The organism is Leeuwenhoekiella sp. CH_XMU1409-2 (assembly GCF_037029365.1).
Lineage (GTDB): Bacteria > Bacteroidota > Bacteroidia > Flavobacteriales > Flavobacteriaceae > Leeuwenhoekiella > Leeuwenhoekiella blandensis.
In genome coordinates this window covers 362080-374005 of record NZ_JAYMEI010000001.1, presented here as the reverse complement: position 1 = coordinate 374005, position 11926 = coordinate 362080, and the positions used below count along the sequence as shown (strand labels likewise).

At 40.4% G+C, this 11926-nt stretch carries 10 protein-coding genes; 7 read left to right on the top strand and 3 right to left on the bottom strand.

All coding sequences use genetic code 11. The features are described 5' to 3' along the window. Positions 1-27: 27 nt before the first annotated feature. Together WA338_RS01625 and WA338_RS01620 are read left to right on the top strand one after the other, a co-directional pair. On the top strand, positions 28-867 hold the full coding sequence (locus tag WA338_RS01625; protein ID WP_009778644.1) for an endonuclease/exonuclease/phosphatase family protein: 840 nt from the start codon (positions 28-30) through the stop codon (positions 865-867). A gap of 312 nt (positions 868-1179) precedes the next feature. Continuing rightward, the gene (locus WA338_RS01620) at positions 1180-3552 is read left to right on the top strand and encodes a S9 family peptidase (protein WP_272986995.1); all 2373 of its coding nucleotides are present in this window, start codon (positions 1180-1182) and stop codon (positions 3550-3552) included. Between the two features lie 55 nt (positions 3553-3607). On the opposite strand, the gene WA338_RS01615 is transcribed toward WA338_RS01620, so the two are convergent. Continuing rightward, positions 3608-4390: a DUF1206 domain-containing protein gene (locus WA338_RS01615; protein WP_272986997.1), complete on the bottom strand. Its 783-nt coding sequence runs from the start codon at positions 4388-4390 to the stop codon at positions 3608-3610. 92 nt (positions 4391-4482) lie between these two features. After that, on the bottom strand, positions 4483-5370 hold the full coding sequence (locus tag WA338_RS01610; RefSeq protein ID WP_009778641.1) for a phosphatase PAP2 family protein: 888 nt from the start codon (positions 5368-5370) through the stop codon (positions 4483-4485). Positions 5371-5716: 346 nt separating this feature from the next. On the opposite strand from WA338_RS01610, the gene WA338_RS01605 reads away from it, so the two are divergent. The 5 genes from WA338_RS01605 to WA338_RS01585 are packed head-to-tail and all read left to right on the top strand — an operon-like array spanning position 5717 to position 11018. After that, the gene (locus WA338_RS01605; RefSeq protein WP_336091754.1) at positions 5717-8143 is read left to right on the top strand and encodes a TonB-dependent receptor; all 2427 of its coding nucleotides are present in this window, start codon (positions 5717-5719) and stop codon (positions 8141-8143) included. A gap of 12 nt (positions 8144-8155) precedes the next feature. Next, positions 8156-8875 (top strand): DUF4198 domain-containing protein, encoded by a 720-nt coding sequence (locus WA338_RS01600; protein ID WP_272987001.1) that lies wholly within the window; start codon positions 8156-8158, stop codon positions 8873-8875. Beyond that, entirely contained in the window at positions 8835-9161 is a 327-nt protein-coding gene (locus WA338_RS01595) for a hypothetical protein (RefSeq protein WP_272987003.1), read from the top strand. The genes WA338_RS01600 and WA338_RS01595 overlap by 41 nt, the downstream gene beginning before the upstream one ends. A 3-nt stretch (positions 9162-9164) precedes the next feature. Then, positions 9165-9464 (top strand): hypothetical protein, encoded by a 300-nt coding sequence (locus WA338_RS01590; protein ID WP_009778637.1) that lies wholly within the window; start codon positions 9165-9167, stop codon positions 9462-9464. A gap of 3 nt (positions 9465-9467) precedes the next feature. After that, a complete protein-coding gene (locus WA338_RS01585; RefSeq protein WP_272987006.1) occupies positions 9468-11018 on the top strand; it encodes a PepSY-associated TM helix domain-containing protein in 1551 nt (516 codons plus the stop codon). On the opposite strand, the gene WA338_RS01580 is transcribed toward WA338_RS01585, so the two are convergent. Continuing rightward, positions 11005-11829 (bottom strand): DUF6252 family protein, encoded by an 825-nt coding sequence (locus tag WA338_RS01580; protein WP_272987008.1) that lies wholly within the window; start codon positions 11827-11829, stop codon positions 11005-11007. The two genes, WA338_RS01585 and WA338_RS01580, sit on opposite strands and share 14 nt — an antisense overlap. Positions 11830-11926: the final 97 nt, after the last annotated feature.

Below are 11926 nucleotides of genomic sequence, written 5' to 3'. Positions count from 1 at the left end.
TTCAGTTTTTAAAAAAACTAAACCCTAATGAAATCAATCTTTGCCTTTTTAAGCCTGTTCTTTTGCCTGAATCTACTCAGCGCACAAGAGGTAAGTTTAATGACTTATAATATTAGAATGGCTACCGAATCTGACGGAGCTGATGCTTGGAGCAAGCGCAAAGAATATCTTACCAGTCAAGTGTTGTTCTATGCGCCAGATGTGATGGGTGTGCAAGAGGCACTTCCCGAGCAAATGGATTATTTAGGTAAGCATCTTACCGGCTACAAGCACGTAGGTGTTGGCCGCGAAGGAAAAAATAAAGGTGAATTTTCGGCAATATTTTATAATGCAGACCGACTTAAAGTCTTGGAAGATGATACCTTCTGGCTTTCTGAAACGCCTGAAAAAATATCTACCGGTTGGGATGCGGCGCTTCCGCGTATTTGTACTTATGCACTGTTTAAAGACAAAAAATCTGGTGAAAAGTTCTATGTATTCAACACCCATTTTGATCACGTAGGTATTGAAGCGCGCAAAAATGCTTCCGCTTTGATCTTAGCAAAAATCAAAGAATTGAATCCTAAAAACTTACCTGCATTTGTAAGCGGTGATCTAAATCTGGAACCCGACAGCGCTCCTATTGCCGTATTAAAAACCGAACTTGATGACACCTATGAGTTGGCGCCCAACGGAGCTTTTGGCCCAAAAGGAACATTTAACGGTTTCAAATTTACCGAGCCGGTAACCCGAAGAATCGATTATATTTTTCAGGTAAAGAGCAACACCAGCAAGGTGCTAAAACACGCAATATTAAGTGATTCTAAAGACTTACATTATCCTTCAGACCATTTGCCGGTTTACGTTTTGATAGCCTTAAAACCTTAAATTTTTGAATTATCTAATAAAAATTCAAAAACTAATATTACTTTTGTGCTTTATTCAAGAAATTAAACCGAATACCCGATTCGGTACTTTATAAAGAAGTTGTGTTGTTTTCGGGTAACACCGAAAACTGGTTTTGTAGTGAAACCTTTGAGAAGCTTTACCTTAAATGGTGAGGCTTTTTTGTTTTCTGATATTCAGAATTGAAATATTCAAGAATCACAGTGATTTTTTAAGAATTCTGCAGCTATCGGCACGCTTTCCTTTTTCAACTATTCTGTAACTTACGGCGACTAAAATTTCAATGACTTCTCTATGAACAAAACACTACACGCCCTGCTTTTTGCTTTTATAGCCTTAGGCAGCACCGCTCTCTTTGCTCAAACCAGTGCGCTTTCGGTAGAAAAAATTATGCAAGATCCTAAATGGATGGGTACCTTTCCTGAGCGCATCAATTGGGGTCCGCAGAGTAAAACCATTTACTTCAACTACAATCCTGAAGAAAATCCTTCAGACAGTCTTTATAAAATTGAAGTTTCAAACCTTGATGAGATTCAAAAGGTAAGTCTTGCCGAGCGCAAAGCGATGACCAGCCCTTACGGCACTTGGAATCAAGACGAAACCAAAAAATTATACTCTGAAGACGGTGCACTTCTTCTTTATGATCTAAAAAAAGATACGTCTAAAGAATTGATCGACCTTGGCGGGCGATTAGGAAATCCTACCTTTTTAGCTGACGAAGCGCAAATTGCCTTTGAATATGATGACAATGCCTATGTGCTGAATACTAAAACCGGTACGCTTAAAAAATTGACCAATATTCAAAGTGGCAAAGCACGTGAGTCCCGTGAAGAAAAACTTTCTGAAAAAAACCAATGGTTAAAGGATGAGAATTTAAGCTTGTTGCAAATCGTTCGCGAGCGGGAAAAGCAAGATTCGTTGTCTAAAGCCTATCGTGAGATGACTGCAGATCCTGAACCCTACACTTTTTATCACGGTGATAAACAAGTTGCAGGATTGCAAGTGAGTCCAAAAGCTGATTTTGTCACCATTATGTTGATGGAACGCGACCGTGGCGAGAGCACAGATGTACCTAATTATGTTGATGCAAGTGGATATACCAAAAACTTACGAGCGCGTAGTAAAGTAGGTGAAGATAAAACCGAAGTCTCTTTAGCAGTTTACAACATCAAAAAAGACACGGTTTATAATGTGGACACTTCGACGCTTCCGGGAATTACAGATTTACCAGATTATACTGAGGATTATCCAGATAAAGAATGGGAAGAAAAAGAACGCGAGGTGATCGTTTCTCAAGCGATTTTTTCTGAAGATGGAAGCAAAGCCATTGTAAATGTTCGCTCTAAAGACAACAAAGACCGTTGGATCGCATTGCTGAATCTTGAAGACGGAAGTCTTGAAACCTTAGACCGTCAACGTGACGAAGCTTGGATCGCCGGTCCAGGGATTGGTTGGTCTTTTGGTGGCGGAACTTTAGGTTGGTTGCCAGACAATAAGCATATTTATTTTCAGTCTGAAGCAAGCGGGTATTCACATCTGTATTTGTTAGACGTAACTACCGGAACTAAAAAAGCGCTGACCGAAGGTGAATTTGAAGTGTTTGATCCGTTTTTATCTAATGACAAAAAATCTTGGTTTTTAACCACTTCAGAAGTTGGTCCCGGCGAGCGTCATTTTTACAAAATGCCGGTGATGGGTGGTAAAATGCAAAAGCTCACCAACCTAACCGGAAACAACGAAGTAAGCCTTTCTCCTGACGAAAAGTATATGGCGATTCGCAATTCCTTCAGCAATAAACCTTGGGAATTGTATCTTAAGAAAACCGGTTCGTCTAAAGATGCACAGCAGTTGACTTCGGGGCAATCTGAAGCTTTTCAATCTTACGATTGGCGCGTACCCGAGAACATCACCTTTAAAGCAGACGATGGCGCTATGGTGCCTGCCCGTTTGTATGTTCCTGAAGCTTCTGTAAAAAACAATGCGGCGGTGGTTTTTGTACACGGAGCCGGTTATTTACAAAATGCCCACAAATGGTGGTCAAGTTATTTTAGAGAATATATGTTTAACAATATGTTGACCGATCTGGGCTACACCGTGATCGATATTGATTATCGTGCAAGTGCCGGTTATGGTCGCGATTGGAGAACCGGAATTTATCGCCATATGGGAGGAAAAGATCTTTCTGACCAAGTTGATGGCGTTGAATATTTAGTCGAAAACTACGATATCGACCCAGAGAAGGTAGGCATCTACGGCGGAAGTTACGGTGGCTTCATCACGCTTATGGCTTTATTCAATGAACCTGAAACTTTTAAAGCAGGAGCCGCACTACGCTCGGTTACCGACTGGGCACATTACAATCATGGGTACACGGCCAATATTCTCAACGAGCCGTCTCAAGATCCTATCGCATACAAACGCTCTTCGCCTATTTATTTCGCCGAAGGCTTAGAAGGCGATCTATTAATAGAACACGGAATGGTAGATACCAATGTACATTTTCAAGATGTGGTGCGTCTCACACAGCGCTTGATCGAGTTAGGAAAAGACAATTGGGAACTCGCAGTTTATCCTGTAGAAAGTCACGGTTTTATAGAGCCCAGCAGCTGGACAGATGAATACAAACGTATTTTGAAGCTGTTTAATGAGAGTTTGCTGGCAGAGTAAAAAGGTTCTGTATAAAAATTTAAAGCCCGGTGTCGTTGATATCGGGCTTTTATTTTTAAGCCATATCGATACGTCTGTAGCGCACCTCGACAAAAACATAAACGGAATAAATGATGAATCCTACAGCAATGGCTCCTAAAATAAAATTTCCAAAAGCATATTGCATAAAAGAAAAGGCAGCTTCTTTATTGGCATTAGTAATATCTTGATCAGTATACGCCGTATCCATCAGAAGAAGTGCTGCGATACCCACGGTAAATCCTCTAGAGAAATAGCCAATTCTCCCAAAGCCAACCACCCAAATTTTAAATTTCTCCGGAATGCGATCATAGGTTATGGTCTTTGTGAAAATACCGGAAATAGCGATATAAAATTCGTTGAGCATAGCTCCAAGCATCCCAATTCCTACGCCTACGACTGCAATTTGAGCCAATCGTGTGTGCATTAATTCTTGAAATCTTAAAGAGGAAATCATATGCATTCCATCTGCAAAAAAAGCAACCTGAATTGCTTTAAAAGCTAAGAATCCATATACAAGACCACCAAAACAAAAACCTATACGCTCACCAATGCCTTTTATACCTTTACCATAACCTTCATTATCTGCAAAAGTCTCGTAGACTCTCCAAAACAAATATCCCATTAAGCTAAGCGCCCACAAAATGAGTAATGCTTTACCATATTCCTGTTTTGCCAAGACCTGCATCAAGGTAAAACTACCCGCTTTAAACCCTCCTAAACCAAAAGCTTCCATAGCGGTGATCACACCAATGGCTAAAAACAAAAGTGCTTTAGCAAAAAGACCGGAACGCGCATAAATATTTCGTTTAGAGCTCAAGTTGGTGGGAAGAATTAAGTTAGTAATCGTTAAAAGTAACAAACACAAACTGAGCCTTATGCTAAAAAGCTGTTATTTAATGAAATAAATATTTAAAACTGAAAAACCACGCCGAGTTGGTTTCCGCCAAAGGTGAGGTTCCACTCAAAATCTGATTTGCGTTGTGCGATGCCATCGTCGTTATACTTCTGGTCGTATTTTCGGTCCAGATATTTGTCAATGGCTTCTACGATAAAGGCACTCATCGCCCAACTGAGAAAAACGTCACTCGCCCAATGTGCTTCCTCATAAATTCTACTCAACCCGGGAATTAAACCTACGGCTAGAATTCCGCCTTTTACCCATTTATTATCAAACTGCTTTGCGATCGCATACGACGTGGTAAACGTCAATACTGCGTGACCTGAAGGAAACGAGCGGTACGCCGCCGAGCCGCCATTTGGTTTAAAATGATGATTACCAAAACCAGCACCCGGGCGCGCTCTACCAACCAAAGTTTTACTCAATTGCTGTAAAAATCCGGCTGCAGTTGCTGCAGAGATCATTAAAACACCCGTACGGCGCAGCTTTTCATTTTTAGTAAGCAGTCCGGTCATGTAAATAGCTCCGGTAAGTCCGTAATTATTTTGTGGTGCTCCTGCATAGCGCCCATAATCTAATAGAATATCAGGAACATCATCTTTATGCGATAAGAATGAATGGCGTATTTCATCATCCAATAAAAACAAACCGGTAGTACCGGCCGCCACGGCTCCCAAGCGTAAGAAATCATCTCCCTGCCAATGTAAAGGCCGAGAATATGCATAGCCTACTCCGGCAAATACATTACCCATATCATAGGTAAAATAATTCCAGATATTTTTTTCACTAGGAGTTTCAGGTTTATCAAAAAGTGCATTCAGTTCTTCTTCTTGAGAAAAACCTTCTAAAGTAAAAGCACAAACAAACGTAAAAATCAGGAGGAGTCTTTTTGAAATCAAGAGGGGTACATTTTAAAAAACAGGAGGCAAAAATAAGGTAAAAATATACTATGCATCAAAAGCTTAACATTGCTTAAAGAGAATATAGGTTAAGTAAGCTAGGTTGATGAAAGCTCAGCTAAAACAAAGTGCTCTCTTAAGAAAAGTATCGCAAATCATTTCTGTTTTCACCCCCATTCAAGATATCATAAATACCCTTTACACTTCTTTAAAAAGTCAATGATCTGCGCTGCTAAAATTTATTAATTAAACATTTATTTAAATTAAGTCTAAATAAGTTTTGCTATTTTAAACGCACCTAGTACATTTGCCGCGTGAACATTATTTTAATTTAATCTAAATAACAATGCGTAGTATTTTAAGCGTATTCCTCCTTGTTGGATTTTCTTTTGCAGCAACTGCACAATCCGCAAAAATCAAAGGTTCTGTAACCACAACAACTAACACTCCACTATCTGGAGCAACCATCGAACTTTCTCAAACTACTTTAGGAACAACAACCGACGAAAACGGGAACTTTATCCTTAGCAATATTCCTTCAGGAAATTATAGACTGATGCTTTCTTATGTAGGTTTTAAGACTAAATATGTAGATCTTTCTGTTTCAGAAAACACTACTAAAGACCTTGGAGCATTTCAGCTTGAAGAAGCACAAGAAATGCTAGGTGTCATAAGCATCAACGGAAAGAAACACAATAAATTCACCCGTGAAACCAGCGTAAGTGTTTCAAAAATGCCGCTGGCAGACATCGAAAATCCCCAAGTATACAACAGCATTACTGCGAGCCTCCTTGAAGAACAAGTGATTACCAATTTTGACGATGCTTTAAAGAACGCTCCGGGTATTGATAAATTATGGGAATCTACCGGCCGCGGAAACGACGGTGCCGGGTATTATTCTCTACGTGGCTTTGCAGTACAACCTACGCTGACCAACGGTCTGCCGGCATTGACCAATGGAAGTCCGGATCCTGCAAATATCGAAAGTATCGAAGTGATCAAAGGCCCTTCTGGAACGCTCTACGGCAGCAGTCTCATTTCGTACGGTGGCCTCATCAACATCACTACCAAAAGACCTTTTTATGACTTCGGAGGTTCTGTGTCGTATACTTCAGGAAGCTATGGTCTTAACCATGTAACTGCAGATGTAAACACCACATTAAGTAAAGAAAAGAATATTGCATTGCGTGTAAATACGGCTTATCATACACAAAACAGCTATCAGGATGCAGGCTTTAGAAAATCATTTTTCTTTGCGCCATCGCTTGCTTATCAGGTAAATGATCGCCTTTCATTTTATATCAATACCGAATTTTACAAAGGAAAGAGCACCAATCAAACCATGCTTTTCTTAGACCGCGGCGCTCAACTGCGTGTCAATACTATAGATGAGCTGGGCTATGACATCGACCGCTCTTACACGGGTAACGATCTTTATATAGAGACACCAACCTACAGTTTTCAAGGTCAGATGAACTATAAACTCAGTGATAACTGGACTTCCCAAACGGCATTCTCACGTTCTAATTCTAAATCAGACGGGTATTACTCCTACCTTTATGAAGGGACACAATACACAACTTTAGATGAAGGAATCGCTTTAAACCGCTACATCAGCAAGCAAAATTCTGAAACTATCGCTACAGATATTCAGCAGAATTTTATTGGTGATTTCAATTTAGGATCTATGCGCAACCGTATGGTAGTAGGTCTGGATTATTTAAAGACCAATGTGATCAATAACAATTCGCCCTACATCACTAACGGTGCGATTTATATAGGAAATAATCTTCAAGAATTTAATGAAGAGGTTTTGGGAATCACCGATCCCGCAAACTTTACCGACGATAGCGGTGTTCTTACGCAAGCTGGTACCGATGCTTTATTAGCCAATGGAACCATCAATCCATCAAAAACCGAACAGGAAATCTTTAGCGCTTACGCTTCAGATGTAATTAACATTTTGCCTGAACTTTCAGCAATGGCCAGTTTGCGTATAGACCGCTTTAGTAATGCAGACCACGCACAGACCGCGCTTTCGCCAAAATTTGGTGTAGTGTATCAACCTATTTTAAATAAAGTCTCGCTTTTTGCAAACTATATGAACGGCTTTAGCAACGTAGCACCTGTTGATGAAGTGACTAATGGGGTGACTACAAACCGCGCTCTGGACCCTGAGCACGCCAACCAGTTTGAAGCCGGTACCAAACTGAATCTTTTAAACGGAAGACTTAGTGCTACCTTAAGCTATTATGACATTCAGGTAAGAGACCGCGCACTTCGTGTAGATGTTGATGCAACCAACTATTTCTATACTCAAGACGGGACTCAGGAGAGTAAAGGTTTTGAAGCGAGTTTTGTCGCAAATCCTGTTGATGGTTTAAATATAGTTGCAGGCTACAGCTATAATGATAGTAAACTTACGGAAGGTGCAGCCGACTTTGTAGGGTTACGTCCTGAAAGTGCAGGACCACAAAACCTCGCAAATCTTTGGGCGAGCTACCAACTGACTTCAGGGAAATTTGAAGGATTAGGTTTTGGTTTTGGTGGAAATTATGCCAGCGAAAACAAAATTTTCAACAGAAACCTTGGAGGAGCGTTCACTCTTCCTGAGTATACAGTTGTTAATGCTTCAGTTTTTTACGGCACTCCGGATTTTCGCATCAGCTTAAAACTAGACAACATCGCAAACAAAGAATACTTTAAAGGTTGGTCTACCATCAGTCCGCAAAACCAAAGGTCTTTACTTGCCAATTTCACTTACAACTTTTAAGCATTGAATCTGATGAAAACATTAAAAATTCTTGGCTTATTCATTCTGTTGCTGCTAGCAAAACCCGCTTTTGCACATTACTTGTGGATTGAAACAGCCGCTACCGGAAAACAAAATCAAAAGCAGGAAGTACGCGTTTATTTTGGAGAATACACCTATGGTGTGATTGAAGAAGTTGCCGGCGATGCTTTTAAAGGAGTTTCAGATTTTAAACTCTGGCTGGTAGATCCTTCGGGTAAAAAAATGCAATTGAATACCACCGCAAAAGAAGATCATTTTGCTGCAGCTTTCACCCCAACTAAACCCGGCGCTTACCTCGTATATCTCGAAAACCGAAACATCGATGTTTTGGATTATACCGAATATGACTTTGGAATTTTTAAACCGGAATATCAAGCGTTTCAACAAGTGCTTGTAAATACAAAAACTCCGCTTGAAGTAAAAAAACATACTGAAGGGCTTGTCATTAAAGAGGTAAGCAATACTGCCGATGCGGTGAAGCTACAGGTTTTTTATAAGGGCAAACCGCTTACTGAAGCAGAAGCTACTTTATCTATGTTAGACCTGTGGACCAAAAAGCTCACCACAGATCAATCAGGCTATCTGAGCTTTAAAAAGCCTTTTGACACCAAGTATATTTTAGAAATAACACATAACGAGCAGGTTCCCGGAAAGTTTAAAGGGAACGCCTATGAGTTTATCTGGCATTGCGCCACCTATTGCAACTTTTAAGTCTATGATCTATCTAGCCTTTTTACTCCTTTTTACTGGTTTTTACACCCTCTACTCCACTTCTGAAAAGATGCAGAGCAAGCAAAAAAACCATATTGATCAAGGCTTATTTAAGTTGAGCAACACAGCAGTCAAAATTTGCGGTCTCGTACTGCTTATTTTGGCTTTTGGGTTGTTTATTCTGGTGTTAGGGCCGGCAACGGGTATTTTTGTAGGTGTAGTAAGCTTGATGACTTTAGCAAGTCTCATTGTGATTTTGGTACCTTTAAATCTCTTTAAGTCCTAGCCTATGCCGGCGAATAAAAAATACCTTACTACCTCAAAATGGCAGCGCTTTGGTAAAATCACTGCCGGAATTTTAGGAGGTTATCTCGTTGCTCAGACCGCGCATCTGGCTTTGGCCAGTTATGTTGATCACGTAGTGGTTTTGATCACCTCAACCTTTAGTTTATTTATCGTTTGGGCTGCGCTGATCATTCTTGCTTTTCTAGCTAAAAGTCCGTGGAAAATCTGGCTGCTTTATCTTGGAATAAGTTTGCTCTTTTCTGTTCTAATCTATTTTGCTCCACCGCTTAACACGCTTTCATAATCTATGGGAAAACGCGTCTATAACATTTTGTTTAATCTGCATACGGTGAGTGGCATTGTCATAAGTGTCGCTTTGTACGTTATCTTTTTTGCAGGCTCTTTTTCATTTTTTAGAGATGAAATCGTTGCCTGGGAACGTAATGAACAGGCCCAAAATGCAGATAACCTGCCTAACGAGATAGACCGTATTCTGAAGCACCTTGACAGTACCTATAGCTTAGACGGTAGAGACATCAATCTAAAAACCTATTACGCCGAGCGTGCGATCGCAGTAAATCTAAGTGCTTCTCAAGACAGCCTTGCTCCTGAAAAGGCAAAGCAAGCCGCTTTTTTTTATATCGATCCGGTTGATCTTAAAGAACAATCCTATGTTGACGCCTATAGCCTGGGAGAATTTTTATACCGCCTGCACTTTTTTGCTCAAATATATTATCCTGTAGGCTATTACCTTTCGGGCTTTGTGGCGTTTTTCTTTTTGTTTGCCATCATCACAGGTGTCTTGGTTCATTGGAAAAAGATCGTGTCTAACTTTTACACCTTCAGACCCTGGACCAAACTCAAAACCTTATGGACAGACGCACATACCGCCTTGGGAATTATCGGCTTGCCCTTTCAATTCATTCTCGCGGTTACCGGAGCTTTCTTTATGCTGAAAGCTCTATTGGTTGCGCCCAGCGTGCTCGCTTTATATAACGGAGATCAAAACCAACTTTATGAAGATCTTGAATTCAACAAACCTACTTACGCTTTTGCGCACGACAGGCTTACAAACCTTCCCGAGCTTGATGCCTATATAAAACAAACGCAAAGCGAATGGACCGACTTTAATCTTAATGAACTCACGATCAATAATTATGCTGATGCCAATATGCAGATCACACTCAATGGACAGCTGGATTATGCTACAACGTTTAATGGTATAGGAAGTATAAAATTTGAACCTGCAACAGGCAACACCAGCATTCTTAAAGATCCTTATCAACCGGCTTCGTATTTAGATGCAGTAAAAAACGTGACTTACAGGCTGCACTTCGGAGATTATGGTGGTTATTTTCTAAGGATCATCTCTTTTATTTTAGGGATTATCTCTTGTGTGGTGATCATTTCGGGCGTGCTCATTTGGTTGATCGCAAGAGACCGTAAAAACCTCCCGGAGCATAAGCGCCGTTTTTACAACAAAGTTGCTCGTGTTTATATGGCTATTTGCCTAAGTATGTATCCGGTCACCGCATTATCGTTTATTGCCGTAAAGGTAAATCCTGCAGGTCAAGCTTTCTTATACTGGTTTTATTTTATCAGTTGGTTGATATTCAGCATATATCTTATCTGGCGGAAAGATCTTAAATATATGAGCAATTTCTGCTTGCTTTCAGGAAGTATTTTAGGCGTTTTGATCCCTATATTCAACGGAATTATAAGCGATGCCTGGTTTTGGAATTCCTTTGCACAAGGAGACGTCCAAATTGCTTTTGTAGATGTTTTTTGGCTTGTGCTCTCTATGCTTAGTTTTTTCGCCTATGCGAAATCTAAACCTTCTAATCTTATAAATAATTAAACCCAAAAGTTCCCTGAGTTACCTGAATCGTTGACTCTCCCTGAGCGGTAAAAGAAAAAGTTCCTCCTATAGAACCTTCTTGGGTATTGTGTGAAGTGATCGTGACCGTACCCGATTCAACAAGGGTTTCAAAACCACTATAATAAGCTGCTTGATAAGAACTTTCTACCGTAAAATCGGTTAGCGGATAGGTTCCTTTTTCAACATTACGAGGAAATCGAAGTCGAATGTTGGCGGTGTTATTTGCGCCGGTTCCTGTTATAAAATCAGGCCCCGCCGAAGCACTTACGCTAGGAGGAGTAAAGCCTATTCCATTAATTCTGCAAAAGAAAGAACTGCTCACAACCGGGTCTAAAACAGGTGGAACAGGTTCTACGTAGAAAGGCACCTTATAAAACAACCCTCTAGAAAAATATACTTCGGTAGTGTCTACAGGGGAAACCGCTCTAAATTTAAACGTACCGGTATACATACTGTCTGCAGCACGCTCAACGATCACTTCTCCTTCTCCGTCAAAACCAGTGGTAAATAACTTTCCATTGCTATTGGTAAATTGTGCTTCGGCAGCGCTCGTGGGTCCCAGCCGAAAATTGCCTTCGCCATAATTAGGAAGCATCAATTGTACACTTTGCGTCCCCAAACTACCATAAACATAGACCTGCCCGGCTTCGTTTTGCTCATAACGCATTCCGTTTGCCTTAAAGAAAACAGTATCTCTTATCCCTTGAAAGGCAGGTGTGTTAAACGTAACATCGTCTGAACAAGAATAGAGCATCAGCAGACTTAGAACGACTAAAATGTATTTTTTCATAGCAAGAATTACATTAGGCACCCAAATTTATGATAATAACAGTCAAAAACATGTTGACAGCCAGAAATTTGTGGTATATTTGCGCCCTCATTTAGAG

Excerpts from the sequence above, each read along its gene's own strand:
- WA338_RS01625 (WP_009778644.1), top strand. The coding sequence starts at position 28 with ATGAAATCAATCTTTGCCTTTTTAAGCCTGTTCTTTTGCCTGAATCTA.
- WA338_RS01620 (WP_272986995.1), top strand. The coding sequence starts at position 1,180 with ATGAACAAAACACTACACGCCCTGCTTTTTGCTTTTATAGCCTTAGGC.
- WA338_RS01605 (WP_336091754.1), top strand. The coding sequence starts at position 5,717 with ATGCGTAGTATTTTAAGCGTATTCCTCCTTGTTGGATTTTCTTTTGCA.
- WA338_RS01600 (WP_272987001.1), top strand. The coding sequence starts at position 8,156 with ATGAAAACATTAAAAATTCTTGGCTTATTCATTCTGTTGCTGCTAGCA.
- WA338_RS01595 (WP_272987003.1), top strand. The coding sequence starts at position 8,835 with ATGAGTTTATCTGGCATTGCGCCACCTATTGCAACTTTTAAGTCTATG.
- WA338_RS01590 (WP_009778637.1), top strand. The coding sequence starts at position 9,165 with ATGCCGGCGAATAAAAAATACCTTACTACCTCAAAATGGCAGCGCTTT.
- WA338_RS01585 (WP_272987006.1), top strand. The coding sequence starts at position 9,468 with ATGGGAAAACGCGTCTATAACATTTTGTTTAATCTGCATACGGTGAGT.
- WA338_RS01580 (WP_272987008.1), bottom strand. The coding sequence starts at position 11,829 with ATGAAAAAATACATTTTAGTCGTTCTAAGTCTGCTGATGCTCTATTCT.